Raw genomic sequence first — 25,733 nt, forward strand, 5'->3', positions numbered from 1 at the left:
ACCCGCGCCGGTGGTGGCATCGCCGCCCGCCGTCACGCCTCCGGCGCCGGTCGCCGCTGCCCCCGCCGCCATCGCGCCGGCGCCCGCCGCGCCCGAACCGGAAGCCGCGCCCAAGAAGGCGTCCTGGCTGTCGCGGCTCAAGCAGGGGCTGTCGCGCACCGGCCAGAGCATTGGCGGCATCTTCGTCGGCGTCAAGGTCGACGAGAACCTGTTCGAGGAACTCGAATCGGCGCTCATTATGGCCGATGCCGGCCTGGAAGCCACCGAGAAGCTGCTGACCGCGCTGCGCGCGCGGGTCAAGAAAGAGCGCATCGAGGACCCCGCCAAGGTCAAGGCCGCGCTGCGCCAGTTGCTGGCCGATCACCTGCGTCCGCTGGAGCGCGCCTTTGACCTGAAGCGCGCGCAGCCGCTGGTGGTGATGATCGCGGGCGTCAACGGCGCCGGCAAGACCACGTCCATCGGCAAACTGGCGCACACCTTCCAGCGCCAGGGCGCCAGCGTGCTGCTGGCCGCGGGCGACACGTTCCGCGCCGCCGCGCGCGAGCAACTGATCGAATGGGGCAGCCGCAACAACGTCACCGTGATCTCGCAGGATGGCGGCGACCCGGCGGCGGTGGCGTTCGACTCGGTCAACGCCGGCCGCGCGCGCGGCATGGGCGTGGTGATGGTGGACACGGCCGGCCGCCTGCCGACCCAGTTGCACCTGATGGAAGAACTGAAGAAGATCCGCCGCGTCATCGCCAAGGCCGATCCAGCCGCGCCGCACGAGGTGCTGCTGGTGGTGGACGGCAATACCGGCCAGAACGCATTGGCGCAGATCCGCGCGTTCGATGCGGCCATCAACCTGACGGGCCTGGTCGTGACCAAGCTGGACGGCACCGCCAAGGGCGGCACGCTGGCGGCGGTGGCGGCGGGCAGCCAGGGCGTGCGGCCGATCCCGGTGTACTGGATCGGCGTGGGCGAAAGCCTGGAAGACCTGCAGCCGTTCGTGGCCGACGAATTCGCCGGCGCCTTGCTGGCCGACTGATCCGTCCCGCTGATACCGGCACGGGCCTCGCGCCCGGCGCTGAAAACACCGCGCCCCACGTCTGCTGCATCGCAGGCTTGGGGCGCGGTGTTTGCGGCGGGCGGAAACGCAATCCGCGAAGGATCGCGCCGCCTTATTTCCAGAACGGCTTGCTGCCGGCCAGGTCGTCGAATGCCTGTTGGGCATCCACCGCCAGCTCTTCCAGGCGCGCGCTGATCCAGCCCAGCGCGAACCAGGCCTGCGGATGCGTGGCCGTACACGACTCGTAGTAGTCCTTGGCCACGGCCAGGTCGTTGATCTCGCCCAGGATGTCCTGCACCCGCGACAGCAGCTTGCGGTAGCCGCGCAGCTTGCTCGGGGGCAGCAGCGATTCGGCGAAGGCCAGGCTGTAGCGCAGGCGCTTACCGCGCTTGCGCAGTTCGTGGCGCGTGGGGATGTCGAGCGTGGCGAACTGGGTGCCCTGGTCGGCCACCTTGCTGTGCCAGCGATGCAGGCGCCGCGCCAACTGCTTGTGCAGTTGCTGCGGATCGGGCTCGGGCGCCAGCATGGGGATGATGGTGGGCTTGACGCTGGGACCGGCGATGCCGCCTTCCAGGCGGATGGCGGGTTCGGGCGCCGCGTCGCTGGGCATGCCGTTGGCGACGGGCAGGCCATCGCTGGTGGGCTGCGCGGGCGGCACGTCCAGGCTCCATTCCAGCAGTTCCAGCAGCCAGGCCTGGAAGGCCTTGCCGCCGGCGATGGCGCGCGCGTCCTGTTCGGGCGGCGCGGCCTCCATCGGGATGACCGGCATGCCGGCGCGCATCAGCGCGGGCGCCACGGTTTCGTTCAGCACGTCCTGGTCGCGGTTGGCGCCGAAGGCGGCGAAGTGGGCGCGCACGCCCTGCATGATGGCGTCGGGGATCGGCCCGATCCAGCCGTCGAACAGCTTCCAGGCCGAGCGCAGGCGGCGGATGCCGACGCGCAACTGGTGCACGTGCTCGGAATTGCCGGCCCGGTACACGCCTTCGGTGTCGACTTCGGCCAGCACGGCCGCGTTGCGGGCGATCTGGTCGAGGCATTCGGCGGCGATGCGGCCCATGGCCTGCGCCGCCGTCATGTCCTCGCGCAGCTTGACGGACGCGGCGCCGCGCGGCGCCCAGAACAGCGCGATGGCCTGGGCGCGGCGGCTGTCGAGGTCGTCGCCCGGGACGGCGTCGACGTCGGCCAGGCGCTGCGCCAATTGCGCCAGCGCGTCGCCGCGCTCGGACTTGCTGCGCGGGTCCAGCACCAGGTTGTGGCGCTGCTGCCAGCCGCGCGCGACCGCGAAGATGGCGGCGGGGCGGCCCGAGACCAGTTCGAATTCAAGTTCGGAGATCGGCAGTTCCAGCGCGCCGGCGCGCAGGATGCCGGTGTCGTAGGCCAGTTCGACGGTGCCGTAGCGCGTGCGCACCTTGCGCAGCATGCGCTGCACGTCGGTTTCATAGCGCAGGCCGAGTTCGCCCTTGATGGCGGCCAGCGCGGCCTCGACCTCGGTGCCGGCGTAGACCGACAGGTCGAGCACGGGGCCCGGGCGCGGGTGGTTCAGTTCGATGCGGGTGATGGCGTTGATGCCGGGCATCTTCAGCGTCTGCACCCAGTCGCGGCCTTCCTGGCGCAGGCGGATGGCGATGCGCGCGCGGGCCAGTTCACGCTCGGGCGTGTCGAAATACATCGCATGCAGGCGGATGCGCGTCGCCTCGCGTTGCTTGATCTCTCGCAGCACGGCCTGGCGCGAAGCCGTGGGCACGTGCAGTTTCAGTTCCTGTTCCGACATGGCGGCGGGTGTCCAACGGCAAAAGCCGAGATCTTAATCAAACGGGAGGGGCGGTTTGATGACCGGTCATATTTATTTCACAAACGCTCGCATGGAGCATAGACGGGGTTGCGGTGCATCAACAATCGTTCCCGCGTGGGGCGCGGGATATTTTCCGCTTCGATTGCGTCCGCTCAATGACCCGGACAGGCAGAGACGGGCCGTGGGGGGGTGTCAGATTGTAAATCCGGGATGGGGCGTGCCTCGGCGGTCCGGGTGCGCGGGGTGGCATGCAGCCCCGCGCGAGGCGGCCAAAAAAAACCGCCCGTTGCCGGGCGGCGCAAAGGAACGTCGGTTGCGGGCGCGTCAGAGGATGCGTTTGCGCGCCTGGGTGATGAGGATCTCGGCCAGCACCACCACCACGAAGATGGCTGCCAGCACCAGCGCCACCCGGTCCCACTGGAACAGATTGAGGGCGGTGTCCAGCGCCATGCCGATGCCGCCGGCGCCGACCAGGCCAAGCACCGCCGATTCGCGCACGTTGATGTCCCAGCGCAGCAGCACGATCGACCAGAACGCTGGGCGGATCTGCGGCCAGTAGGCGTACCAGATCACCGAGGCCTTGCTGGCGCCGGTGGCGGTGACGGCCTCGATCGGGCCGCGCTGCGCTTCCTCGATGGCTTCGCCCACCAGCTTGCCGACGAAGCCGATGGAACGGAACGCGATGGCCAGCGTGCCGGCCAGCGCGCCGGGGCCGAAGATGGCGATGAACAGCAGCGCCCAGACCAGCGAGTTGACCGAGCGGCTCGACACCAGGATCAGGCGCGCGAGCATGTTGATGGTCTTGCTGGGCGTGAGGTTGTTGGCCGCCAGCAGGCCCACCGGCACCGCCATGATGACGGACAGGATGGTGCCGAGCGTGGCGATGTGCAGGGTCTCGATCAGCGCGTCGTGCACGCCGCCGCGATAGTGGGCCCAGTCCACCGGCCACATGCGCTGGAACAGGTCGGCCATCTGTTCCGGCGCGTCGTACAGGAACTCCGGGATGATCTCGACGCCGCGGATGGCCTGCACGATGGCGGCCACCAGCAGCAGGTAGAGGGCGAAGCGCAGCAGCCGCTGGCCCAGGCTGTAGCGGTGCCAGACGCGCGGCGCGTTGGCGGCGGGCAGGGTGGGGGCGTGCGTGTTCATTGATCCGCCTCCGCCTTGCGCGCGGCCTGGTAGGCCGCCTTCGATGCGCTCGAACCGATGCCGCGCGCGCCGGCGAAGCGGCCCTGCAGGATACGGTCGAAGCCCAGGTTGTCCAGGAACACGGCGCGCACGAAGCCCGCCAGGATCTCGCCCAGCATGATGATGGCGATGAGCGTCAGCAGGATGGCGCTGACGAAGTCGTAGTCGAAGCGCTGGAAGGCCGAGAACAGCGTGCCGCCCACGCCGCCGGCGCCGACGATGCCGACCATGGTCGAGTTGCGCAGGTTCGAGTCGAACTGGTAGGTGGCAAAGCCGATGAAGCGCGCGAACACCTGCGGCAGCACGCCAAAGGCGAGCACGTTGGCGAACGAGGCGCCGGTGGCGCGCACCGCTTCGACCTGCTTGAGCGAGATTTCCTCGATGGCCTCGGTGAACAGCTTGCCGATGAAGCCGATCGAGGCCACCGTCAGCGCCAGGATGCCGGCCAGCGCGCCAAAGCCCACGGCCTTGACGAACAGGATGGCGACGATCACCGGATGCAGCGCGCGGCACAGCGCCACGATCGAGCGGGCGGGCCACGAGACCCACGCCGGCATCAGGTTGCGCGCGCCCAGCAGGCCCACGGGCAGCGCGAACAGGATGCCCAGCACCGAGGCCAGCACGGCGATCTCCAGGCTCTCGGCGATGCCCTTCCACAGCGTGGCGGGCTTCTCGAAATTGGGCGGGAACATGCGCGCCAGGAAGGTCGAGGCGTGGCCCATGCCGCTTTCGAAGCGGGCCCAACTGAAGTCCAGTTGCGCGGCCGCATACACGGTGTACAGCACCAGCAGCAGCACGCCGGCCTTGGCGCGGCCGGACAGCGCGAAGGGACGCGGGTGGGACGAACGCGGAGTCATTACGCCAGCCAAGACTCGCCTCCGTAGATGGTCTTGAGCATGGCGGCGTCCAGGCCTTGGCCGTTGCCGTCGTAGACCACGTGTCCGCCGGACATGCCGACGATGCGGCCGGCGTAGCGCCGCGCCAGTTCGACGTCATGGATGTTGACGATCACGGGGATGCCGCTGGCGTCGCCCTGCGCCGCCAGCAGCTCCATGATCTCGACCGAGGTCTTGGGGTCGAGCGACGAGGTCGGCTCATCGGCCAGCAGCAACTGCGGGCGCTGCATCAGGGCGCGGGCGATGCCCACGCGCTGGCGCTGGCCGCCCGACAGCGCGTCGGCGCGCTGGTCGGCAAAGCCCGCCAGGCCCACGGTATCGAGCAGTTGGTAGGCGTGCTCGATGTCCTCGGCCTCGAAGCGGCGGGTCCAGGCCTTGAAGGCGCCGGTGTAGCCCAGCCGTCCGGTCAGCAGGTTTTCCATCACGGTCAGGCGTTCGACCAGGTTGTATTCCTGGAACACCATGCCGATGCGCCGGCGCGCGCGCCGCAGCGACGCGCCACGCACCCGGGCCAGGTCGACCGCGCCATCGCCGGACTCCAGCACGATCTCGCCGCGGGTGGGCTCGATCAGCCGGTTGATGCAGCGCAGGAGCGTGCTCTTGCCGGTGCCCGAGGGGCCGATGATGGCGGTCAGGCCGCGTCCCGCGATCTGCAGGTCGATGCCGTTCAGTACCGGCCGGCCGGCCCGGTATTCCTTGACCAGGCCGGAAATGCGTAGCGACGTCGTCATGCTGATTACTTCTTGCTCTTGGCGGATTCGCGGTCGTAGGCGGCGCGGTTGAAGCTTTCGCCGCCGGATTCGGCGACCTGGCGCACGATGGCCCAGTCCTTCTGGTAGGTCACCGGGTAGAAGCGGTCGGCGCCGTCGAAGGCCTTGGACATCTCGGCCGGGAAGCGGTAGTCGTAGAAGCACTTGAGCATCTGGTCGCGGAACTTCGGCTCCAGGTCGTGCGCGTAGGCGAACGACGAGGTGGGGAATTTCTCGCTCTTGTAGATGACGCGGAAATCGGCTTCCTTGACCTGGCCGCGCTCGATCATGCGCTTGAACACGTCCGAGGCCACGGCGGCGGCGTCGTAGTCGCCCGAGTTCACGCCCATGACGGACTGGTCGTGCTTGCCCGAGAACACCACCTTGTAGTCCTTGTCGGGCGTCAGGCCTTCCTTGGGGAACAGCGCCACGGGCGCCATGTGGCCGGAGTTCGACGACGGCGCGGTGTGCGCCAGCTTCTTGCCCTTGAGGTCGGTGAGCTTCTGGTACGGGCTGTCTTTCTTGACGATGACGATCAGGTTGTAGCCCTGGAAGCCATCGGCGTAGCCCTTGACGGCGAACGGCACCGCGCCGGCGATGTTCACGGCGAAGGCGGTGGGGCCGGTGGAGAAGCCGCCCACGTGCAGGCGGCCCGAGCGCATGGCCTCGATTTCGGCGGCGTTGCTCTGCACCTGGTAGAACACCACGCGCTTGCCGGTGCATTCGGACAGGTGCTTGGTGAACGGCTTGAAGATGTCTTCATACACCGCGGGGTCTTCCACCGGGGTGTAGGTGAACACCAGCGTCGACGGCGTCTTGAGCTTGGCCGGATCGGTGGGCGTGTCGGCCACCAGGTCCTTGTTGGCGTCGCAGTAGTTCTGGTCCAGGTCGCCCCGGTTGGGGCAGGCGTCGGCGGCGTGGGCGGCGGACGCTCCGAACGTTCCGAACACGAGCGCGGCCAGCGAGGCCGCTTGCAGGTGACGCAATGCGCGCATCGTATGTCTCCTCTTATAGGTCTGAATATGACTGGTAACTGAATTCAAACATACAAGCGCCAGGGGCACACTCGGGAAAGTCCCTGTGTTTCTTTTCGGGTTTTGTTCGTTTTGTTCGCTTTGGGTTCGTTTATGCGCGAACGGCGCGACGGCCGCGCGAGTGGATCGGCGGATCCGTCGCGCGGCTTGCGGGTCAGGCGGGAGGAGGGAAGGTCAGGCGCGGTAGCCCAGCTTGCGCGAGATCTCGTGCGCGCAGGCCAGCAACGGACGGGCGATGGCGCCGTCCCAGGACACGTCGAACAGGCCGGTGGGGCCCAGGCTGGTCAGCGCCAGCACGATGTTGCTGGTGTTGTCGAACACGGGCACCGACAGGGCGTCGACGCCCGGCAGCGGGTTGCCCAGGGCGCGCGCCATACCGTGCACGCGGATGTCCGCCAGTTGCGCCTCGATGTTGGCGCGGCTGACCTTGCGCGGCGGCGACACGCTGGAGATCACCGCCGTATCGCCTTCCTCGCGGGCGATGTAGTGCTCGCTGACCTTGGGCGGCAGCCAGGCCGCGAACACCAGGCCAGTGGCGGTGTGCAGCATCGACATCACGGTGCCCTTGCGCATGTTCACGTGCACCGGATAGCTGGCCTCGGTCATGTGGATCATGGTGGGGCCGTGCGAGCCCAGCACCGCGATGCCCAGCGTGTGGCCGATCTCGGATTGCAGTTTGGCGATCTCGGGCATGGCGATGCGCACCGGATCCAGCCGCTGCAGGCTGACCAGGCCCATCTGCAGCGCGAACGGCCCCAGCTCGTACTGGCCGGTGATGCTGTCCTGCTGCACCAGGCCGACCCGGATGAAGCTCACCAGGTAGGGGTGGGCCTTGGCCGAGGTCATGCCGGCGCCGGCGGCCAGATCGCGCAGGGTCAGCGGCTTGGCGGCGTCGACCAGGGCGGCCAGCAGCGGCACGCCCACTTCGATGGACTGGATGCTGCGGCGGCCGTCATTGGCGGCGGGGGCGGCGGGTTTGGTGGTGGCCACGGTGGGTGCCTCAGGCGGTGACGGCGCGGGCGGCCAGCAGCCGGTCGGCCATCTCGGTGAAGCCGGCGCCGCCATGGAACGCGGCCACGTAGGCGGGGCGGTGCGTCAGGCGGTGCAGTTGCGACTGGATGTTGGCCACGCCGACCGAGACCGGGAAGTAGGCGAACATGGGCTCGTCGTTGGGCGAGTCGCCGATGAACAGCGTGCTGTCGAGCGCGCTGGCCACGTCGATGCCGAATTCGCGCTGGAACAGGGTGCGCGTCATGGTCAGCTTGTCGTAGTCGCCGAACCAGCCGTTGACGTGGATCGAGCTGACCTTGGCCTGGGCGCCGGCGTCTTCGAAGATGCGCACGATGCGGCCGATATCGGCCTCGGGCAGGGGCGGCACGTCCTCGCAGAAGTCGATGGCCAGGTCGGCCACGCGGTAGTCCTGGTCGCTGGCCACGGCGGCGCCGGGCACCTCGGCCAGCACCCGGTCGCGGATCGCGTCGAGCTTTTTGCGGCTGGCCTGGCGCGAGGCCGCGTCGGTCCAGTAGTGCGTAACCATGCGGCGCGCCTGGCGGTCGTAGGCGTAGTAGAACGCGCCGTTCTCGCCGACCACTGCGCGCACCGGCCACATACGGGCGATGTGGTCGCACCAGCCGGCCGGGCGGCCGGTGATCGGCACCACCTGGATGCCGGCCTGTTCCAGGCGTTCCAGGGCGGCGTAGGCGTCGGCGGGCAGCCGGCCTTCGGTGGTCAGGGTGTCGTCGATGTCGGTGAGCACGACGCGGATCCCCGCCGCGACGGTCAAAGGCATGGCCGCAAGGGCTTGCATGGCGTTTTTCCTTGGTTTTATGGGGTGTTCTCCGGCCGAAAGTTTAACCGGATGGCCCTGTTTGGGCGGGGGCGGGGCGGGCCGGTAGGGGATATGGCGCCGGGGGCGGTAAAATCCGGGCTTTCCCGCCTGGTTTGCGTGCCCGCCATGTCCGTCCAGTTGTCCCCGTTGCCCGGCTCCGAGCCGGAATCCTTCGATATTGCCTCGGTCGCCGAGATCATCGCCGAGCTGCGCGCCGGCCGCATCGTCATCCTGGTTGACGAGGAAGACCGCGAAAATGAAGGCGACCTCGTCATGGCCGCCGAATTCGTCACGCCAGAGGCCATCAACTTCATGGTGACCCACGGCCGCGGCCTGGTGTGCCTGACCCTGACCGAAGAACGCTGCCGCCAGTTGGATCTGCCGCTGATGGCGGCCCGCAACGGCACGCGATATGGCACCAATTTCACCCAGTCGATCGAGGCCGCCGAAGGCGTCGAGACCGGCATTTCGGCCGCCGACCGCGCCCGCACCATCCAGGTGGCGGTGGCGCGCGACGCCAAGCCGTCCGACTTGGTCCAGCCCGGCCACATCTTCCCGGTGCGCGCCGTGCCCGGCGGCGTGCTGGTGCGCGCCGGCCACACCGAGGCCGGCTGTGACCTGACCGCCATGGCCGGCCTGACCCCGGCCGCGGTGATCTGCGAGATCCTCAAGCCGGACGGCACCATGGCGCGCCTGCCCGACCTGGTGCAGTTCGCCCGCGAGCACGGCCTGAAGATCGGCACCATCGCCGACCTGATCCAATACCGCAGCGAGCACGAATCCATCGTCAAGCGCGTCGGCAAGCGCAGCATGCAGACCGCCTGGGGCACCTTCGAGGCCGTGGCCTACGAGGACGCCGCCACCGGCTCGGCCCACCTGGCGCTGGTGCATGGTACCGTGGCGCCAGACGTCGAGACCCTGGTGCGCGTGCACGAGCCGGCCTCGGTGCTGGACGTGCTGGATACCGGCGCCAGCCCGCATAGCTGGGGCGTGGCGCAGGCCCTGCAGGCCATTTCGCAGGCGCCGGCCGGCGTGCTGGTGCTGATGAACTGCCAGTCGTCCACCGAACACCTGTTCGCGCAGATCGCAGGCTGGAGCGACCCCAAGGCCAATGCCAACCCCGCCAACGCCGACCGATTCGGCCTGCGCACCTATGGCATCGGCGCCCAGATCCTGCGCGACCTGAACGTGGGCCAGATGAAGCTGCTGGCCCGGCCGCGCAAGATGCCCAGCATGGCGGGCTTCTCGCTCACCATTACGGGTTACGATTGCGACCCTCCGAACACTCCCGCAACACACTGAAGGCCGACACATGAACCCTTACATCCTCACCCCCGACCTGAACGGCGAAGGGCTGCACATCGGCATCGTACGCGCCCGCTTCAACGAAGAGATCGGCCAGGCCGAACTCGAAGCGTGCCTGAAGGAACTGGCCGAACTCGGCGTGGACGAGCGCGACGTGATGGTCGCCACCGTGCCGGGCGCCCTGGAACTGGGCGTGGCCCTGTCGCACATGGCCGAGACGTTCGAGTTCGACGCCCTGATCGCGCTGGGCGCGGTCATCCGCGGCGAGACCTATCACTTTGAAGTGGTCAGCAATGAAATGGCCACTGCTATCACCCGCATCTCCCTCGAGACCGGCATCCCGGTCGCCAACGGCGTGCTGACCGTGGACACCGACGAGCAGGCGCAAGCCCGCGCCGCCGGCAAGGGCCGCGACTGCGCCCAGGTGGCCGTCGAAATGGCCAACCTGGTGGCGGCCCTGGAGCCCGAGGAAGAAGACGAAGACGACGAAGACGAGGACGAAGATTTTGACGACGAAGAAGACGACGACCAGCGCTGATAGCGCGGCGCAAGCCCGCGCCAACGCCCGCAGCGCGCGCCGCCGTGCGCGCGAATTCGCGCTGCAGGGCGTGTACGCGTGGCTGCTGCGCGGCGGCGAAGGCACGCAGGACGCCGGCGAGATCGACGCCCATCTGCGCGACACCGAGGACTTCTCCGAGGCCGACGCGCAGTGGTTCAAGACCTTGCTGCATGGCGTCCTGCGCGAAGCGCCCGCGCTGCGCGAGCGTTTCACGCCCTACGTCGACCGTCCGCTGGCCGAGCTGTCGCCGGTCGAGCATGGCATCCTGCTGATCGGCAGCTTCGAACTGATCCATCATGTCGAAGTGCCGTACAAGGTCGCCATCAACGAAGCCGTGGAACTGGCCAAGTCGTTCGGCGGCACCGACGGCTTCAAGTTCGTCAACGGCGTGCTCGACAAGCTGGCGGCGGACGTGCGCTCGCATGAAATGAAGAAGTAGATACCCCCCCGAAGCGCTGCGCGCTTCCCCCCCAGGGGGGCGCCGCTGCGGACCGGCGGAGCCGGATCCGCGCGGCCCGGGTCTGGGGAGGCGCATTTTTTTGGATCGGTCTCCTTTCTTTCGGAGTTACCTTTCCGCTCCTTTGGTGCGGGCCTCTCTTTGGAGCGAACCTTTCCTTGGAGCGTCGCTCCTGCCTGGGAGTCAATACCGGCCGTAGCGCCGGACTGCGGAGTTGTCGTGGCGTCCGAATTCGATCTGATCGCGCGCTATTTCACGCGCGCCGCGCCGGCGGGGCTGTTGGGCGTGGGGGATGACTGCGCGTTGTTTCCGGTGCCGGCCGGCGAACAGGTGGCCACCAGCACGGATCTGCTGCTGGAAGGCCGGCATTTCTTTCCCGATGTCGATCCGAAGGCGCTGGGGCACAAGGCCCTGGCGGTGAACCTGTCGGACCTGGCCGCCATGGGCGCGCGGCCCATTGGTTGCGTGCTGGGGCTGGCGCTGCCGCGGCTGGACGAGGCGTGGCTGGCGGCGTTTGCCGAGGGGTTTCATGCGCTGGCGCAGGTCCATGGCTGCCCGTTGATCGGCGGCGACACCACCCGCAGCGTCCATGACCTGGCCATCAGCGTGACCGTGTTCGGCGCCGTGCCGGCGGGCGCCGCGCTGCGCCGCGACGGCGCCCGGGTGGATGACGATATCTGGGTGTCCGGCGAACTGGGCGCGGCCGACGTGGCCTACCGCCTGCTCGACGGGCAGTATCCGGCCGACGCGGCGCGGCTGGCCGCGACCCGCGGCGCGCTGGAATGGCCCGAGCCGCAAGTGGCGCTGGGCGTGGCGTTGCGCGGCATCGCGCACGCCGCCATCGATATTTCCGACGGCTTGCTGCAGGACCTCGGCCACATCCTGGCGGCCAGCCGGGTGGGGGCGTTGCTGCATGAAGACCGCATGCCCGTGGCCGCCGCGCTGGCCGGCATGTCCGCTGACGTCGTGCGCCAAGCGGTGCTGGGCGGCGGCGACGTGTACCAACTCTGCTTCACCGCGCCGCCCGCCCGGCGCGACGCCGTGCGGGCGGCCGCGCAGGCGGCCGGCGTCCGCGTGACGCAAGTGGGCAATATCGTGGCCGAGCCGGGATTGGTGCTGCGGGACGCCGCCGGACAGCCGTTGACACGATTGCCCGCCGGCTTCGATCACTTTCCCTCGGTCTGAGAGCGCCGGCCTTGCGCCGGACGCAGGCAAACCCTGTCACAATCGCTGCCACGGTTGTTTACTGAACGCCATCCTTCCCATCGCCCTTATCCCCGCCACTCTTGGGCCCTTATCCATGTCGTCCTCTTCCCCCCATTCCCCGTCGATGCGCGAACGCTCGCGCGCGGTCTATCCCGCGCTGTCCTGGGTGTGCCGCGATCCGGGCCGCCTGATCGCTTTCGGCTTCGGCAGCGGCCTGATCCGCCCCGCCTCCGGCACCTGGGGCACGCTGCTGGCCTGGCTCATCTGGGTCGCCGCCGCGCCGGCCGCGTCGGACCTGGCCATCGGCATCTTCCTGGCGCTGGCCTTCCTGTACGGCTGCTGGGCCTGCGACCGCGTCGGCCGCGAACTCCAGCAGCCCGATCATGTCGGAATGGTGTGGGACGAGATGGTGGCGTTCTGGCTGGTGCTGTGGCTGACGCCGGCCGGCTGGTTGTCGCAGGCGCTGGCGTTCGTGCTGTTCCGCACGTTCGACATCGTCAAGCCGCCGCCCATCAAGTTCTTCGATGCCCGCCTGAAGGGCGGTTTCGGGGTAATGTGGGACGATATCGTCGCGGCCGGATACGCCTTGCTGATCATGGCGCTGGCCGTGCGCACAGGAGTCTTGGGATGAACCAGCAACACGAAAACCCGCCGTCCAATCTGTCGGCTGAACAACTGGCGCAGGCCACCGTATACGGGCTGGCCGAGCGGCTGGGCGATACGTTGCGGCGCCTGGGATTGGTGCTGGGCACCGCCGAATCCTGCACCGGCGGGCTGCTGGCGGGCGCCGTCACGGCGGTGGCCGGGTCCAGCGAGTGGTTCGACCGCGGCTTCGTCACCTACAGCAACGATGCCAAGGTCAGCGAACTGGATGTGTCGCCGGACGCCTTGCATCACTTCGGCGCGGTCAGCGAGCCGGTGGCGCTGGAGATGGCCAACGGCGTGCTGCTGGCCTCGCCGGCGGCGCAGGTGGCGGTGTCCACCACCGGCATCGCCGGTCCGGGCGGCGCCACGCCGGGCAAGCCGGTGGGCATGGTGTGCTTCGGCTTCGCGCAGCGGGTCGGCGACGGCATCAGCAGCCGCGCCGTCACCCACGTGTTCAGCGGCGACCGCGCGCAGGTGCGCCAGCAGGCGGTCGAATTCGCGCTGCGCGGCGTGCTGGAACTGCTGGGGGCGCCGGTCAACCGGCGTTGAGGAAGACCGCCCGCGCAATGGCGCGGTCCAGGGATACCGCGGGAACCGCCTGGCCCCCGCGGGCGGCGCTCAGCGCACCGCGTTGATCGCGTCGCGCAGGCCGCGCGCGGCGTCGCCGGCGGCCTGGCGCCAGTCATCGCCGCCGCTGGCGTAGATGATGGCGCGCGACGAGTTGATCATCATGCCGCTGCGCGCGGCGTTGGCGCCGGCGTTGACGGTGGCGGTGATGTCGCCGCCCTGGGCGCCGATGCCCGGCACCAGCAGCGGCACCGCGTCGCCGATGCGCTGGCGCACCGCGGCCAGCTCGTTCGGGAAGGTCGCGCCCACCACCAGGCCGCACTGGCCGTTGGCATTCCATTTGTCGGCCACCAGCCCCGCCACGTGCAGGTACAGGGGCTCGCCGTTATCCATCTTGAGGAACTGCAGGTCCGACCCGCCGGGGTTGGATGTGCGGCACAGCACGATCACGCCGCGGTCGCGCCAGGCCAGGTAGGGCTCGACCGAGTCCAGGCCCATGTACGGGCTGACCGTCAGCGCGTGCGCCTGGTAGCGCTCGTAGGCTTCGCGGGCGTAGTTTTCGGCGGTGGAGCCGATGTCGCCGCGCTTGGCGTCCAGCACGATGGGCAGGTCGGGGTGCTTGTCGCGGATGTGCTGGCACAGCGCTTCGAGCTGGTCTTCGGCGCGGTGCGCGGCGAAGTAGGCGATCTGCGGCTTGAAGCTGCAGGCGTAGGGCGCGGTGGCGTCGACGATGTCGCGGCAGAACTGGAAGATCGCGTCCGGCTTGCCCTGCAGTTCGCGCGGAAAGCGTTGCGGGTCGGGGTCGAGCCCGACTTGCAGGAGCGAGTTGCTGGTGGTCCAGGCGTGTTCGAGTCTTTGGAGGAAATTCATGGGGGAGTTCAGTGCAGTTTGACCCGGGGGCGCGTGCGCCGCATGAGCAGGCGGGCCAGGGCCAGGGAGGCGGTGCGTGAGATGCCCAGCACCGCTTTGTGGTGCATCAGGTGCAGGCTCATGTACATCAGGCGCGCCAGTGTACCGCTTACGAACAGTCCGCGTCCGGCCAGCTTGCCCATCAGGCTGCCCACGCCGGCGTCCTGGCCCAGCGAGACCAGCGAGCCGTGGTCTTCGTAGACATAGGGAGCGGTGGGCTCGGCCGCGCGGCGCAGGCGCGCGGTGAGCTTCTTGCACAGGTAATCGGCCTGCTGGTGCGCGGCCTGGGCGCGCGCCGGCACGGTGCGGCCATCGCGCCAGGGCGCGGCGCAGCAGTCGCCCAGCGCCAGGATGTGCGGGTCGGCGGTTTCGAGCCGTTCGTTGACCTCGAGCTGGCCCAGTCTGTTCAGCGGCAGGTCCAGCTCGGCCAGCAGGGCCGGGCCCTTGATGCCGGCCGCCCACATGCACAGGCGCGCGGGGAATTCGCGGCCGTCGGCGGTCTTGACCGAATCGGCGGCGACCTCCGAGACGCGGCAGTCGGTTTCGACGCGGATGCCGAGCTCGGTCAGGCGCGCGGTGGCGGCGATGGATATCTTTTCGGGGAGCGCGGACAGGATGCGCGGCGCGCCCTCGACCAGGGTGATCGCCAGATCGCGCTCGGCGCGGAAATTCGGCAGGCCGTAGGCGCTGACCACGTGGCTGGCCTCGACCAGTTCCACCGCCAGCTCGACGCCGGTGGCGCCGCCGCCGACGATCACCAGGTCCAGCCGAGCCGACGGATCGCGCACCTTGGCCTGGTCGACCAGCGCCATGGCCTTGAGCATGGTCAGGCGGAATTGCTCGGCGTTCTCGGTGGTGTCCAGCGTGACGGCGTGCTCGGCCGCTCCCGGGGTATTGAAGAAGTTGGAGGTGCTGCCCAGCGCCAGCACCAGCGTGTCGTAGGCCAGTTCGCGGCGCGGCAGCACTTCCTGGCCCTGGCTGTCGGCCACGGCATCGACCGTGACCAGGCGGCGCTCGCGGTCGACGCCGACCAACTGGCCCTGGGCGAAGGAAAACCCGTTCAGGTGCGCCAGCATCAGGTAGGACAGGCCTTCCTGGTGGATATCCAATGTGCCCGCCGCCGCTTCGTGCAGCGACGGCTTCCAGATGTGGAACGGCCGGCTGTCGACCAGGGTGATGTGCTGGCGGCCGTGGAGGCGGCCGAGCTTGGCGGCCAGTTCGAGGCCGCCGGCACCCCCGCCGACGATGACGATGCGTTCCGAAGGGGCTGGCGTCGAGTTGGGCATCATGGTTCCCAGTATAGAGGCCCGGACCCCTTGGCGGGCAAGCCCGGCGCCGTGAATCAGTGCATCACGAAGCGGCTGACTGCCACGCCCACCCAGACGGCGACGGTGAACAGCAGCAGCAGCATGACGGCGGCGCTGCCCAGGTCCTTGGCCCGGCCCAGCAGCGGATGGGTGTCGACCGACAGCGCGTCGGCCAGCGCCTCGATCGCCGAATTCAGCAGCTCCACCGCCAGCACCAGCACCACGGTGCCGATCAGGAAGAACACCTCGACCGTGGTGCGCCCCAGGAAGAACGCGGCCGGGATCAGCAGCACGGCCAGCGCCAGTTCCTGGCGGAAGGCGGCCTCGTACTTGATGGCGGCCTGCAGGCCCTGCAGCGAGTAGCGCAGCGCATTCAGGATGCGGCGCAGGCCGCCGGTGCTTTTGTAGGGCGAGTGGTGCGGGTTGGTCGACATGGGAAGCGTAATAAGGCCGGGTGTGGCGGCTTTTTAACAGATATGGATTGCCGGCGTGATGCGACATGAGGCGGGTCAAGCATCCGCCAGGTTTTGCTGGTAATACTACGTTACTTTTTGCCTTCGCCGCGGCCATGCGATACCCTGGCGGCGCGCGGCATCGCGGCGTTGGCTTCTGACCACGCCCGCCGTGTGCAATTCCCTACCAACGCGCCTCTGCGCCCGTCTTGGGGCGGATGCATCAAGGTGCCCTGAGACACAGCAATCCATGCTCGAACGCTTGAATACGGAGTCCTTGTCGCGCCTGCCCGCAGACGTGGAGAAACCCGCCTATGACCGCGGCCGATTGACGCCGGGTATTGTGCATCTGGGGCTGGGCGCCTTTCATCGCGCGCACCAGGCGTTGGCCACCGACCTGGCCATGGCCGCCAGCCAGGATCTGACCTGGGGCATCCTGGGGGTGTCGCTGCGCAGTCCGGCCGTGCGCGATGCGCTGACGCCCCAGGATGGCCTGTACACCCTGGCGCTGCGAGACGGCGACGAGGCAGGCGGCGCGCGGGAATCCCTGCGCGTGGTCGGGTCGGTGCTGCGCGTAATGGTGGCCCAGGAGGATCCGCAAGCGGTGCTCGAGCGCATCGCCTATCCGCAGACGCGCATCGTCAGCCTGACCATCACCGAGAAAGGCTACTGCCACGAACCGGCCACCGGCCACCTGCGCTGGGATGACCCGGACATCCTGCACGATCTGGAGAACCCGGTGCGCCCGCGCAGCGCCATCGGCATGCTGGTGCATGGCCTGGCGCTGCGCCGCGAGCGCGGCCTGCCGCCCTTGACGCTGCTGTCCTGCGACAATCTGCAGGCCAATGGCGACACGCTGCGCAGTCTGGTGCTGGCCTTTGCGCTGCGGCTGGACGTGGCGCTGACCGGCTGGATCGACGCGCATTGCACCTTTCCCAATTCCATGGTCGACCGCACCGTGCCGGCCACCCGCGACGAAGACCGCGCGCGCATCACGCAGCGCCTGGGGGTGGAAGACGCCTGGCCGGTGGTGGCCGAGCCCTACCTGAACTGGGTGATCGAAGACAAGTTCGCGGCCGGCCGCCCCGACTGGGAAGCCGCGGGCGTGACCTTCGTGGCCAATGCCGCGCCCTATGAGCGGCTGAAGCTGCGCATGGTCAACGGCCCGCATTCGGCGCTGGCCTGCCTGGGGACGTTGCTGGGCGCCGCCACCATGCATGAGGCGGCGGCGGTGCCGGCGTTGCGCGGCTTCGTGGACGACCTGATGCGCCACGAGATCGCGCCCACGCTCAAGGGCATTCCGGATGCCGGCCTGGAAGGCTACCGCCAGCGCTTCCTGGCGCGCGTCGACAACGCGGCGCTGCCGCATCCGACGTGGCAGGTGGCGATGGACAGTTCGCACAAACTGCCGCCGCGCCTGCTGGCCGCCATCCGCGACCGCCTGCGTCGCGGCGACGATATTCGCCGCCTGGCGCTGGCGGTCGCGGCTTGGCTGCACTATCTGCGGGGCGAAGACGAAAGCGGCGCGCGCTATCCGATCGACGATCCGCTGGCCGCGCCCCTGGCCAGACTGTTGGCGCGTGCCGATGTGGCGGCGCGGGCGGCGGCGCCCAAGCAGGCGGCCTATCGCCGCGCCCTGGTGCTGGCCGGCTATCGACCGGTGTTCGGCGACCTGGGCGAGAAGCCGGTGTTCGTCGCGGCGCTGGCGGCGCAGTTGGAGGCCCTGCGCGAACATGGCGTCCTGCATGCGCTGCAAGCCGTGGCGCGCGAACCCGAGCCTATTGTTCCGGCCGACAGCGTGGGCGTGGCCGAGGCGGCTGAAGCGACGGCCGCCGCGGCCGCGCCGCCTTCACGGGAAGCGGCCGGCCTGGGTATGTGAGCCCGCGCCGGCCACGACGCTGTCCCTACACGCCCAGGTAGTGCAGCAGGCGCGCTTCGTCGTCGATGAAGGCCCGCGAGGTGCCGCTCCAGGCTACCCGGCCCTTTTCGATGATGGCGTGGCGGTCGGCGGTGGCCAGCAGCGGTTCCAGGTTCTTGTCGATGCACAGCACCGCCAGCCCGGTGCGCTTGAGGCTTTCCAGCGCCTGCCAGATTTCCTCGCGCACCACCGGCGCGAGGCCTTCCGTGGCTTCGTCCAGGATCAGCAGGCGCGGATTGGTCAGCAGCGCGCGGCCGATGGCCAGCATCTGCTGCTCGCCGCCCGACAGGTGACTGCCCAGGTGGCGCGCGCGTTCGGCCAGGCGCGGGAACAGCGCGTAGACGCGTTCCAGCGTCCAGGGCTGCGCCAACCCCTGGCGGTTGTGCGCGGTGGCCACCAGGTTCTCGCGCACCGACAGGTTGGGGAACACGTGCCGGCCCTCGGGCACCAGGCCGATGCCGCACTGCGCCACCTTATAGGCCGGCAGGGCGACGATGTCGCGGCCGTCGAACGTGACGGCGCCGCGGCTGGCGCGGTTCAGGCCCATGATGGCCTTGACCGTGGTCGACTTGCCCATGCCGTTGCGGCCCAGCAGCGTCACGAACTCGCCCGGGCCGATATCCAGGTCGATGCCGAACAGCGCCTGGCTGGCGCCGTAGTGCGCGGTCACGCCGCGCAGCGACAGCAGCGCGCTCATGCCGGCGCTCCCTGCGCACGGCGGCCGGCGTGGCCGCGTTCGCTGCCCAGATAGCACTCGCGCACCTGCGGATCGTTGCGGATCTGGTCGGCGTCGCCGCAGGCCAGGGCGCGGCCATACACCAGCACCGTGATGCGGTCGGACAGCGCGAACACCGCCTGCATGTCGTGCTCCACCAGCAGAATGGTGTATTGCCCGCGCAGGCGTTGCAGCAGCCGCGTCATGGCCTCGGATTCATGCTGGCTCATGCCGGCCATGGGTTCGTCCAGCAGCAGCAGGGTCGGCTGGCAGGCCAGCACCATGGCCAGCTCCAGTTGCCGCAGCTCGCCATGCGCCAGCGCGGCGGCGGGGGTGTCGGCGCGCGCGTCCAGGCCGGCCAGCGCCAGCGCCTCCCGCGCCGGCTCGCGCAGCGCCGGCGTGGCCAGCAGCGGCCGCCAGAAGCGGAAGCCGTGGCCGCGCCGCGCCTGCACCGCCATGGCCACGTTCTCCAGCGCGGTGAACGGCTTGAACACCGAGGTGATCTGGTACGAGCGCGCCAGCCCGCGGCGCACGCGCCGTTCGACCGGCAGGCGCGTCACGTCCTCGCCGTCGAGCAGCACGCGGCCGCCGTCGGGCCGCAGCTCGCCGCTCAACTGGCCGATCAGCGTGGTCTTGCCGGCGCCGTTGGGGCCGATCACCGCATGCAGTTCGCCCGGCCGGATGTCCAGCGACAGGTCGTCGGTGACGGTCAGGCCGCCGTAGCGCTTGACCAGGTGTTCGACGCGCAGCGCGCTCATCGCGGTTCTCCGGTGGGGTGGGGCAGGGCGCGCGCGGCGCGCAGGCGCAACGGCTTGTCCGACAGACCGCCATACAGGCCGCGGCGCGACACCAGCACCACGCCCACGATCAGCAGGCCCATCACCAGCATCCAATGGTCGGTCAGCAGCTTCAGTCCTTCCTCCAGCAACAGGAAGGCCAGCGCCCCGGCAACCGGGCCGACCACCGTGCCCAGTCCGCCCAGCGCCACCATCACGATCAGCTCGCCGGAGGTGGTCCAGGCCAGGTACGAGGGCGACACATACAGCGTCAGGTTGGCCAGCAGCACGCCGGCCACGCCGCACACCATGGCCGACAGCACATAGGCCGCCAGGCGATAGCGCAGCGTCGCGAAGCCCAGCGCGCGCATGCGCCGCTCGTTGGCCTGGCAGCCGCGCAGCACCATGCCGAACGGCGCGTGCACCAGCCGGCGCAGCGCGGCCAGCGCCAGCAGCAGCACGCCGAACGCGGCGTAGTACAGCGCCAGCGGCGTATCGAGCCGGAACAGGCCGAAGTCGCTGCCGGCGAACAGCGACATGCCGTCATCGCCGCCGAAGCCCTCCAGCCCCGTGGCCAGGAAATAGAACATCTGCGCGAACGCCAGCGTGATCATGATGAAGGCGATGCCGGACGTGCGCATCACCACGTAGCCGCTGACCAGGCCGACCACGGCGCAGGCGCCCAGCGCGGCCAGCAGGTGCAGCCAGCCGTTCTCGATGCCGTAGTGGTTCAGCACGCCGACCGCGTAGGCGCCCAGGCCCAGGTACAACGCGTGGCCGAAGCTGACCATGCCGCCGTAGCCCAGCAGCAGGTTCAGCGCCAGCGCGGCGATGCCGTACACCAGCACGCGGCCGAACAGCGCCAGCAGGAACGGTTCGCCCTGCCATTGCGCGTACAGCGGCACCAGCGCCAGGAGCAGCAACAGCGCGCCGGCGGCGAGCGCGCGGGGAGAGAGTCGAAGCATGTCGGGGCCTCCTTGGGCGCTATCCATGCCGCACGGGAAACAGGCCCTGCGGCCGCAGCGCCAGCACCAGCGCCATGACGATGTAGATCAGCATCGAGGCGATCGCCGGGCCGGCCGCGTTGGCGGCGGCCGGCGGCAGCGCGGCGCGCAGCAAGGCGGGCAGCAGCGCCCGGCCGAGCGTGTCGACCAGTCCCACCATCAGCGCCGCCAGGAAGGCGCCGCGCACCGAGCCGATGCCGCCGATGACGATCACCACCAGCGTCAGGATCAGGATCGGTTCGCCCATGCCGGTCTGCGCCGACAGGATCGGCCCGGCCATCAGCCCGGCCACGCCGGCCAGCACCGCGCCCAGCACGAACAGCAGTGTGTTCAGGCGCGCGATGTTCACGCCCAGCACGCCCACCATCATGCGGTCGGTGGAGCCGGCGCGGATCAGCATGCCCAGCCGCGTGCGGTGGATCAGCGCGTAGCAGCCCGCCGCCACCGCCAGCCCCGCCACGATGATGAGAAAGCGGTATAGCGGGTAGGTGACGCCCAGCAGGTCGATGGTGCCCGACAGCCACGACGGCAGGCCCATGCTGATGGGCGCAGGGCCCCAGATGATGCGGGTCAGCTCGTTGAAGAACAGGATGAAACCGAAGGTGGCGAGCACCTGGTCCAGGTGCTCGCGCGGATACAGCCGCGCCAGCGCGATGCGGTCCAGCAAGAGGCCCAGCAGCGCCATGCCCGCCACCACGGCGGCCGCGGCCAGCAGGAACGAGCCGCTGTGGCGGAACACGGTGGCCGCGATGAAGGCGCCCATCATGTACAGCGAGCCGTGCGCCAGGTTGATGAAGTTCATGATGCCGAACACCAGCGTCAGGCCGGCGGCCAGCAGGAAAAGCAGGATACCCAGTTGCAGGCCGTTCAGGGCCTGCACCAGCAGCAATGTCGCGGACATGGCGCCTTACCTCGTTATTGCCCGGCAGGCCGGCGTCATTTCATGGCGCACTGGGCGGCGTACTGGTCCGAGACCTTGGACAGGTCGGCGAAGATCGGGCCCTTGTTGACGAAGCCGACCTTGCCGTCCGCGCCCGCCGCCACGTCGGCGCGGAAGAAGCCGGCCGCCGGGAAGTGGTTCGGCTGGTAGCGGAATTCGCCGCGGACCGACTGGAAATCGGCCGCCTCCAATGCCTTGCGCAGGGCTTCCTTGTCGTCGGTCTTGCCGCCGGTGCGCTTGAGCGCCGAGCCGATGAGTTGCGCCGCGTCCCACGACTGGGCCGCGTAGCTGGACGGCTCGCGGCCGTACTTCTGGCGGAAGGCGGCGGCGAAGGCCTTGTTGGCGGCGTTGTCCAGGTCGGGCGAGTACGGCACGTTAGTGACCGCGCCGAGCGCGTCTTTCTGCAGCGCGGGCAGGGTGGCGCCGTCGATGGTGTCGACCGACAGCAGCGGGATCTTGTCGAACAGGCCGGCCTGGCGGTACTGCTTGATGAAGTTCACGCCCATGCCGCCGGGAAAGAACACATAGGCGGCATCGGGCCTGGCGTCGGCCAGCGCCGCCAGCTCGACCGAGTAGTCGGGCTGGTTCACCTGGGTGAAGACCTCGTTGACCACCTCGCCCTTGAAGAAGCGCTTGAAGCCGGCCATGGCGTCCTTGCCGGCCTGATAGTTGGGCGCCAGCAGGTAGACCTTCCTGAAGCCCATCTGGTTGGCCATCTCGCCGCTGCCTTCGTGGCGCTGGGTGTTGTTCCACGAGGTCGAGAAGAAGAACGGCGAACAGTCCTTGCCGGCCAGGTTGGTGGGGCCGGCGTTCGAGCCCACCAGGAACACGCCGGCGCCCGTCACCGGCCGCGCCACGGCCAGCATCACGTTCGAATACACCACGCCGGTGATGATCGGCACCTTGTCGCTCTGCACCAGCTTGCGCGCGGCCTGCACGCCGACCTCGGGCTTGAACTGGTCGTCTTCCTTGATGACCTGCACCGGCACGCCGCCGAGCTTGCCGCCGCCCTGTTCCACGGCCAGCATGAAGCCGTCGAGCTGGTCCTGTCCCAGCACCGAGCCGGGCCCGGTCAGGGTGGTCAACAGGCCGATCTTCACATCGGCCCAGGCGGCGGCGCCGGGCGCCAGGGCGACGGCCGCGGCGGCGGCCAGCAGATGGATGCGTTTCATGGTGAATCCCCTTGCGTTGCCGTGTCTCACGGTCATGGTTGGCGGGCGGCTCAGCGGTCCAGCCCGAAGAACGTCTGCGTGTTGGCCGACAGGATCTTGTGCTGCACCGCGGGCAGCAGGTCGGAATTCGACACCAGCCGGCCGACCTCCTGCTCGCCCAGCGGATACGGATAGTCGGAACCGAGCAGCACGCGGTCCTCGCCCATCACGTCGATCAACAGCCGCAGCGAGCGCGGATCGAACACGGCGCTGTCGACGTAGAAGCGGTCGGTGTACGACGAGGGCGGCTGCGGACAGTCCTGGCGCACGATGTCGCGGTGGCGCCAGGCGTTGTCCACGCGTCCCAGCAGGAAGGCGAAGCTGCCGCCGCCGTGGGCGAAGCACAATTTCAGGCTGCGGGGGATGCGCTCGAACGCGCCGGACAGGATCAGCGACAGGATGCCCAACTGCGTTTCGGCCGGCATGGCGACCAGCCACGGCAGCATCCAGCGCTTCATGCGGCCGTCGGTCATCATGTCCCAGGGGTGCACCAGCACCGGGATGTCGTCATTGGCGCAATGCACCAGGAACCGCACCAGCGTGTCGTCGTCCAGGTCGCGCGGACCGACGTGATTGCCGATCTGCACGCCCAGGTGGCCGGCGGCGCGGGCGCGCGAGGCCTCGCGGCAGGCCAGGTCCAGATCCTGCAGCGGCACCTGCGCCAGCGCCTTGAGGCGGCCGGGCGCGAAGGCGCAGTGCTCCAGCGCCAGGTCGTTCATGCGCGCGGCCCAGTCGGCCGCGGCCCGCGCGGGATAGGCGTAGCCGAACATCACCGGCGTGGCGCACAGGATCTGCAGGTCGACGCCGTGGCGGTCCATCTGTTCGATGCGCAGGGCCGGGTCCCACAACGTGGCGTCGACCGGGCGGAAGGGGCGGTCGCCGGCCATGATCTGGCCGGTCGAGCCGTCGCCGTCGCGCCGCAGCCAGGGCGCGGCCACCGGGTCCAGCGCCGCCGCTTCCTGCCGCGTGATGGGCGGGAAGAAGTGCGCGTGCATATCGATTTTCAGGGTCATAAAGAGGGCGGATGACAGGTTGGGGGCGTCAGGCGGGCGACGGCTGCGCGGCGGGGGCCTGCGCCTTGCCGGGGTGGAGCGCGCCGCAGCCGGGGCAGGTGCGCTTTTCCTCGCTGGAATAGAAGGCCTGGAACAGCGGCGGCAGGTCGGTCACGATGCTTTTGAGCTGCACCTCGACGCGGTGCACCAGGTGGCCGCAATGCGGGCAATACCATTCGAAGCCGTCCAGCAGCCCCTGTGGGCGCTGGCGCTCGATCACCAGACAGGCGCTGCCGGTCTCGGGGCGCTGCGGCGAATGGCGCACGTGCGGCGGCAACAGGAAGATGTCGCCTTCCTTCAGGTCGACGCGTTCGGGCTTGCCGTCGATCCACAGCGACAGCCAGGCGTTGCCGCGTACCTGGTAGAAGAACTCTTCCAGCGGATCGTCGTGGTAGTCGGTGCGCAGGTTGGGGCCGCCGACCACGGTGACGATGAAATCGGCGTCCTGCCAGATCTGCTGGTTGCCCACCGGCGGTTGCAGCAGGTGGGCATGGTCCTGGATCCAACGCTGGAAATTCAGGGGCGGGCCATAGGCGGGCATGACGGTCTCCGGGAGGCGCTTGCGGACTTCGCTGAAGGCAAGTCTAGGCGGGGGAAGGGGCCGCGGCACAATAGAAATTGCGCGGTTGGATATGCGGGGTATCTATCGCGGGGTTTCCCTGAACGGGATATCCCGGATGCGGTGGCCGGCGCTCAGGCGCCGGCGGGGCGCTGCGCCGCGATCTGCTTCAGGTACTCGACCAGCCGCAGGCAGGCCGGCGTCAACGGCCGGTCGGCGCGGATCGAATAGCCGACGTCGCCAAACGCGCCGAAGGCGTCGGTGGGCAGGCGCGTCAGCACGCCCATGGCCAGGAACTGGGCCGCGGCGTCGTAGGGCATCAGCGCCAGCGCGTCGCTGTGCATCAGGATGCCGATATTGGTCAGCAGCGACAGCGACTCGACGTGGCGCGTGGGCAGCCGCACGCCGGCGTCGAAGAAGCTGCGCTCGATCGAGGCGCGCAGCGGCGAGGTGGGCGCGGGCAGGATCCAGATGTGGTCGGCCAGCTCGGCCAGCGTCACGCGCGCCGCGCCCGCCAGCGGATGGCGCGCGCCGGCCACCAGGCACAGATCCTCGCGGTAGAGCTTGTGGTGGTCGACGGCGACGCCCGAGATCGACGCCATGTCGGCGCCCGGCAGGCGGCCCACCACGATGTCGACGTCGCCGGTGGCCAGCGCCGGCAGCAACTGCGCCGACGGCCCCTCGCGCACCGTGACCTGGATGCCGGGGTGCTCGGTCATCAGCCGCGCGATGGCCTCGGGCAGCAGCTTGGCCGAGGCCGCGATCAGCGTGCCCACCACCACGTGGCCGCTGGCGCCGCCCAGCACCGCGTCGATGTCGTCGGCCATGTAGCGGATCTCGGCCATCATGGCGTGCACGCGGCGGCCCAGCACCAGCGCCAGCTCGGTCGGCGTTACGCCGCGGTTGGAGCGCTCGAACAGCGTCGCGCCGAAGAACGCTTCCAGGTCGTGGATGGCCTTGGTGACGGTGGGCTGGGTCAGGTGCATGTCGCTGGCGGCGCGCGACAGCGAGCGGCGCGCCAGCACGCGCTCGAAGATCTGCAACTGGTGCAGCTTGAGTTTGTGGCTGAGCGCGTTGGGCGTGATGCGGAAGTTCGACATGCGCGCGGCCGTCCCGGCGGGGCGGCGATCCTGTTCCGAAGGCGAAGCCGCAAGGCGGTCAGGCGCCATGGCCGCGCGCGCCGCTCAGCGCGCCTGCGGCTTGTAGGCCACCGCCTTGATCTCAATCAGCAATTGCGGGTGCGGCAACTGATGCACCGCCACGGTGGTGCGCGCCGGTCCATCGGCGTCGAAGAACTCGCCGTAGACCTGATTGTAGCCACCGAAGTCGTTCATGTTGACCAGGAAAGTACTGATCTCGACCACGTCCGCCAGGCCCGCGCCGGCGCTGGCCAGGATGTCGCGGATGTTCTCGATCACCGCGCGCGTCTGCGCGCGGATGTCGAGCGTGGTGGTGCCCATGGCGTCAACCTCGGCGCCGGCGATGCGGTTGTCGGGCAGGCGCGAGCTGGTGCCGGAGACGAACAGGAAGTCGCCGGCGCGCTTGATGTGGGGATACTTGCCGCGCGGCGTGGCCTTGCCGGCGACGACGGTGGCGCGGGTGGAAGATGAGGTCAT

General features: G+C 69.3%; 27 protein-coding genes and 1 pseudogene. 8 read left to right on the forward strand and 20 right to left on the reverse strand.

What is annotated here, in order from left to right:
- Positions 1-13 precede the first annotated feature (13 nt).
- On the forward strand, positions 14-1,027 hold the full coding sequence (gene ftsY / locus HV783_RS11510; protein WP_437341319.1) for a signal recognition particle-docking protein FtsY: 1,014 nt from the start codon (positions 14-16) through the stop codon (positions 1,025-1,027).
- 133 nt (positions 1,028-1,160) lie between these two features.
- Here the strand turns inward: ftsY and HV783_RS11515 are convergent, their stop codons facing one another.
- The 7 genes from HV783_RS11515 to HV783_RS11545 all read right to left on the reverse strand — a co-directional run bounded on the left by HV783_RS11515 (position 1,161) and on the right by HV783_RS11545 (position 8,514).
- Positions 1,161-2,819, reverse strand: coding sequence for a CYTH and CHAD domain-containing protein (locus tag HV783_RS11515; RefSeq protein ID WP_054500711.1), 1,659 nt, complete (start codon positions 2,817-2,819; stop codon positions 1,161-1,163).
- Between the two features lie 345 nt (positions 2,820-3,164).
- The gene (phnE, locus tag HV783_RS11520) at positions 3,165-3,989 is read right to left on the reverse strand and encodes a phosphonate ABC transporter, permease protein PhnE (protein WP_054500712.1); all 825 of its coding nucleotides are present in this window, start codon (positions 3,987-3,989) and stop codon (positions 3,165-3,167) included.
- Positions 3,986-4,885, reverse strand: a complete 900-nt coding sequence (phnE, locus tag HV783_RS11525; RefSeq protein ID WP_026384726.1) for a phosphonate ABC transporter, permease protein PhnE — start codon at positions 4,883-4,885, stop codon at positions 3,986-3,988. The genes phnE (HV783_RS11520) and phnE (HV783_RS11525) overlap by 4 nt, the downstream gene beginning before the upstream one ends.
- Positions 4,885-5,655 carry a phosphonate ABC transporter ATP-binding protein gene (gene phnC, locus HV783_RS11530; protein ID WP_049076126.1) on the reverse strand — a complete coding sequence of 257 codons (771 nt, stop codon included), beginning with the start codon at positions 5,653-5,655 and terminating at the stop codon, positions 4,885-4,887. The genes phnE (HV783_RS11525) and phnC overlap by 1 nt, the downstream gene beginning before the upstream one ends.
- 5 nt (positions 5,656-5,660) lie before the next feature.
- Positions 5,661-6,668 (reverse strand): phosphate/phosphite/phosphonate ABC transporter substrate-binding protein, encoded by a 1,008-nt coding sequence (phnD, locus tag HV783_RS11535; RefSeq protein WP_054500713.1) that lies wholly within the window; start codon positions 6,666-6,668, stop codon positions 5,661-5,663.
- Between the two features lie 213 nt (positions 6,669-6,881).
- Positions 6,882-7,697 carry an IclR family transcriptional regulator gene (locus tag HV783_RS11540; protein WP_175189165.1) on the reverse strand — a complete coding sequence of 272 codons (816 nt, stop codon included), beginning with the start codon at positions 7,695-7,697 and terminating at the stop codon, positions 6,882-6,884.
- Between the two features lie 10 nt (positions 7,698-7,707).
- Positions 7,708-8,514, reverse strand: a complete 807-nt coding sequence (locus HV783_RS11545; RefSeq protein ID WP_049076120.1) for an HAD-IIB family hydrolase — start codon at positions 8,512-8,514, stop codon at positions 7,708-7,710.
- A gap of 147 nt (positions 8,515-8,661) precedes the next feature.
- Here HV783_RS11545 and ribBA point away from each other — a divergent pair, with 147 nt between their 5' ends.
- From ribBA to HV783_RS11575, 6 genes are all read left to right on the forward strand, one after another.
- Complete coding sequence (gene ribBA, locus HV783_RS11550) at positions 8,662-9,837, forward strand: bifunctional 3,4-dihydroxy-2-butanone-4-phosphate synthase/GTP cyclohydrolase II (protein ID WP_049076118.1); 1,176 nt, start codon at positions 8,662-8,664, stop codon at positions 9,835-9,837.
- Between the two features lie 10 nt (positions 9,838-9,847).
- Positions 9,848-10,378 (forward strand): 6,7-dimethyl-8-ribityllumazine synthase, encoded by a 531-nt coding sequence (gene ribH, locus HV783_RS11555; RefSeq protein ID WP_006391339.1) that lies wholly within the window; start codon positions 9,848-9,850, stop codon positions 10,376-10,378.
- The gene (gene nusB / locus HV783_RS11560; protein WP_049076116.1) at positions 10,347-10,838 is read left to right on the forward strand and encodes a transcription antitermination factor NusB; all 492 of its coding nucleotides are present in this window, start codon (positions 10,347-10,349) and stop codon (positions 10,836-10,838) included. Before ribH ends, nusB begins: the two co-directional genes overlap by 32 nt.
- A gap of 237 nt (positions 10,839-11,075) precedes the next feature.
- Complete coding sequence (gene thiL / locus HV783_RS11565; protein WP_064525817.1) at positions 11,076-12,041, forward strand: thiamine-phosphate kinase; 966 nt, start codon at positions 11,076-11,078, stop codon at positions 12,039-12,041.
- A 145-nt stretch (positions 12,042-12,186) separates the two neighbouring features.
- Complete coding sequence (locus HV783_RS11570) at positions 12,187-12,693, forward strand: phosphatidylglycerophosphatase A family protein (protein ID WP_049076110.1); 507 nt, start codon at positions 12,187-12,189, stop codon at positions 12,691-12,693.
- Positions 12,690-13,256: a CinA family protein gene (locus HV783_RS11575; protein WP_054415090.1), complete on the forward strand. Its 567-nt coding sequence runs from the start codon at positions 12,690-12,692 to the stop codon at positions 13,254-13,256. The genes HV783_RS11570 and HV783_RS11575 overlap by 4 nt, the downstream gene beginning before the upstream one ends.
- Before the next feature lie 69 nt (positions 13,257-13,325).
- Here the strand turns inward: HV783_RS11575 and pyrF are convergent, their stop codons facing one another.
- From pyrF to HV783_RS11590, 3 genes are read right to left on the reverse strand one after another with little or no spacing between them, the layout of a single operon-like run.
- Positions 13,326-14,144, reverse strand: a complete 819-nt coding sequence (gene pyrF, locus HV783_RS11580) for an orotidine-5'-phosphate decarboxylase (RefSeq protein ID WP_054500716.1) — start codon at positions 14,142-14,144, stop codon at positions 13,326-13,328.
- Between the two features lie 8 nt (positions 14,145-14,152).
- Positions 14,153-15,472 (reverse strand): NAD(P)/FAD-dependent oxidoreductase, encoded by a 1,320-nt coding sequence (locus tag HV783_RS11585; protein WP_054415094.1) that lies wholly within the window; start codon positions 15,470-15,472, stop codon positions 14,153-14,155.
- Positions 15,473-15,525: 53 nt separating this feature from the next.
- Complete coding sequence (locus HV783_RS11590; protein WP_054415096.1) at positions 15,526-15,924, reverse strand: diacylglycerol kinase; 399 nt, start codon at positions 15,922-15,924, stop codon at positions 15,526-15,528.
- A 268-nt stretch (positions 15,925-16,192) separates the two neighbouring features.
- On the opposite strand from HV783_RS11590, the gene HV783_RS11595 reads away from it, so the two are divergent.
- A complete protein-coding gene (locus HV783_RS11595; RefSeq protein WP_175189166.1) occupies positions 16,193-17,821 on the forward strand; it encodes a mannitol dehydrogenase family protein in 1,629 nt (542 codons plus the stop codon).
- 25 nt (positions 17,822-17,846) lie between these two features.
- On the opposite strand, the gene HV783_RS11600 is transcribed toward HV783_RS11595, so the two are convergent.
- From HV783_RS11600 to HV783_RS11640, 10 genes and pseudogenes are all read right to left on the reverse strand, one after another.
- The gene (locus tag HV783_RS11600) at positions 17,847-18,557 is read right to left on the reverse strand and encodes an ABC transporter ATP-binding protein (protein ID WP_054500718.1); all 711 of its coding nucleotides are present in this window, start codon (positions 18,555-18,557) and stop codon (positions 17,847-17,849) included.
- Positions 18,554-18,814, reverse strand: coding sequence for an ABC transporter ATP-binding protein C-terminal domain-containing protein (locus tag HV783_RS29695; protein ID WP_416172637.1), 261 nt, complete (start codon positions 18,812-18,814; stop codon positions 18,554-18,556). Before HV783_RS29695 ends, HV783_RS11600 begins: the two co-directional genes overlap by 4 nt.
- A 6-nt stretch (positions 18,815-18,820) precedes the next feature.
- Positions 18,821-19,267: pseudogene (locus HV783_RS29700) on the reverse strand (ABC transporter ATP-binding protein); the annotation flags it as partial.
- A gap of 62 nt (positions 19,268-19,329) precedes the next feature.
- Positions 19,330-20,316 (reverse strand): branched-chain amino acid ABC transporter permease, encoded by a 987-nt coding sequence (locus tag HV783_RS11610; RefSeq protein WP_175189167.1) that lies wholly within the window; start codon positions 20,314-20,316, stop codon positions 19,330-19,332.
- 19 nt (positions 20,317-20,335) lie between these two features.
- Positions 20,336-21,256, reverse strand: a complete 921-nt coding sequence (locus HV783_RS11615; protein ID WP_175189168.1) for a branched-chain amino acid ABC transporter permease — start codon at positions 21,254-21,256, stop codon at positions 20,336-20,338.
- 35 nt (positions 21,257-21,291) lie between these two features.
- Positions 21,292-22,467 carry an ABC transporter substrate-binding protein gene (locus HV783_RS11620; protein ID WP_049076095.1) on the reverse strand — a complete coding sequence of 392 codons (1,176 nt, stop codon included), beginning with the start codon at positions 22,465-22,467 and terminating at the stop codon, positions 21,292-21,294.
- 50 nt (positions 22,468-22,517) lie between these two features.
- Positions 22,518-23,519, reverse strand: a complete 1,002-nt coding sequence (locus tag HV783_RS11625; protein ID WP_175189169.1) for an amidohydrolase family protein — start codon at positions 23,517-23,519, stop codon at positions 22,518-22,520.
- Positions 23,520-23,547: 28 nt separating this feature from the next.
- Positions 23,548-24,099 (reverse strand): 3-hydroxyanthranilate 3,4-dioxygenase, encoded by a 552-nt coding sequence (locus HV783_RS11630; RefSeq protein ID WP_049076093.1) that lies wholly within the window; start codon positions 24,097-24,099, stop codon positions 23,548-23,550.
- 152 nt (positions 24,100-24,251) lie between these two features.
- Positions 24,252-25,217 (reverse strand): LysR substrate-binding domain-containing protein, encoded by a 966-nt coding sequence (locus HV783_RS11635; protein ID WP_063569904.1) that lies wholly within the window; start codon positions 25,215-25,217, stop codon positions 24,252-24,254.
- Positions 25,218-25,301: 84 nt separating this feature from the next.
- Entirely contained in the window at positions 25,302-25,733 is a 432-nt protein-coding gene (locus tag HV783_RS11640; RefSeq protein ID WP_059273102.1) for a RidA family protein, read from the reverse strand.

Origin of the sequence: Achromobacter dolens (genome assembly GCF_902859745.1) — a bacterium.
Lineage (GTDB): Bacteria > Pseudomonadota > Gammaproteobacteria > Burkholderiales > Burkholderiaceae_B > Achromobacter > Achromobacter dolens.

Bases quoted from the DNA above. Each gene is read 5' to 3' on its own strand.
- HV783_RS11515 (WP_054500711.1), bottom strand. From the start codon at position 2,819: ATGTCGGAACAGGAACTGAAACTGCACGTGCCCACGGCTTCGCGCCAG.
- phnE (WP_054500712.1), bottom strand. From the start codon at position 3,989: ATGAACACGCACGCCCCCACCCTGCCCGCCGCCAACGCGCCGCGCGTC.
- phnE (WP_026384726.1), bottom strand. From the start codon at position 4,885: ATGACTCCGCGTTCGTCCCACCCGCGTCCCTTCGCGCTGTCCGGCCGC.
- phnC (WP_049076126.1), bottom strand. From the start codon at position 5,655: ATGACGACGTCGCTACGCATTTCCGGCCTGGTCAAGGAATACCGGGCC.
- phnD (WP_054500713.1), bottom strand. From the start codon at position 6,668: ATGCGCGCATTGCGTCACCTGCAAGCGGCCTCGCTGGCCGCGCTCGTG.
- HV783_RS11545 (WP_049076120.1), bottom strand. From the start codon at position 8,514: ATGCAAGCCCTTGCGGCCATGCCTTTGACCGTCGCGGCGGGGATCCGC.
- ribBA (WP_049076118.1), top strand. From the start codon at position 8,662: ATGTCCGTCCAGTTGTCCCCGTTGCCCGGCTCCGAGCCGGAATCCTTC.
- ribH (WP_006391339.1), top strand. From the start codon at position 9,848: ATGAACCCTTACATCCTCACCCCCGACCTGAACGGCGAAGGGCTGCAC.
- HV783_RS11570 (WP_049076110.1), top strand. From the start codon at position 12,187: ATGCGCGAACGCTCGCGCGCGGTCTATCCCGCGCTGTCCTGGGTGTGC.
- HV783_RS11575 (WP_054415090.1), top strand. From the start codon at position 12,690: ATGAACCAGCAACACGAAAACCCGCCGTCCAATCTGTCGGCTGAACAA.
- pyrF (WP_054500716.1), bottom strand. From the start codon at position 14,144: ATGAATTTCCTCCAAAGACTCGAACACGCCTGGACCACCAGCAACTCG.
- HV783_RS11585 (WP_054415094.1), bottom strand. From the start codon at position 15,472: ATGATGCCCAACTCGACGCCAGCCCCTTCGGAACGCATCGTCATCGTC.
- HV783_RS11590 (WP_054415096.1), bottom strand. From the start codon at position 15,924: ATGTCGACCAACCCGCACCACTCGCCCTACAAAAGCACCGGCGGCCTG.
- HV783_RS11595 (WP_175189166.1), top strand. From the start codon at position 16,193: ATGCTCGAACGCTTGAATACGGAGTCCTTGTCGCGCCTGCCCGCAGAC.
- HV783_RS11600 (WP_054500718.1), bottom strand. From the start codon at position 18,557: ATGAGCGCGCTGCTGTCGCTGCGCGGCGTGACCGCGCACTACGGCGCC.
- HV783_RS29695 (WP_416172637.1), bottom strand. From the start codon at position 18,814: ATGGCCGGCATGAGCCAGCATGAATCCGAGGCCATGACGCGGCTGCTG.
- HV783_RS11610 (WP_175189167.1), bottom strand. From the start codon at position 20,316: ATGCTTCGACTCTCTCCCCGCGCGCTCGCCGCCGGCGCGCTGTTGCTG.
- HV783_RS11615 (WP_175189168.1), bottom strand. From the start codon at position 21,256: ATGTCCGCGACATTGCTGCTGGTGCAGGCCCTGAACGGCCTGCAACTG.
- HV783_RS11620 (WP_049076095.1), bottom strand. From the start codon at position 22,467: ATGAAACGCATCCATCTGCTGGCCGCCGCCGCGGCCGTCGCCCTGGCG.
- HV783_RS11625 (WP_175189169.1), bottom strand. From the start codon at position 23,519: ATGACCCTGAAAATCGATATGCACGCGCACTTCTTCCCGCCCATCACG.
- HV783_RS11630 (WP_049076093.1), bottom strand. From the start codon at position 24,099: ATGCCCGCCTATGGCCCGCCCCTGAATTTCCAGCGTTGGATCCAGGAC.
- HV783_RS11635 (WP_063569904.1), bottom strand. From the start codon at position 25,217: ATGTCGAACTTCCGCATCACGCCCAACGCGCTCAGCCACAAACTCAAG.
- HV783_RS11640 (WP_059273102.1), bottom strand. From the start codon at position 25,733: ATGACCTCATCTTCCACCCGCGCCACCGTCGTCGCCGGCAAGGCCACG.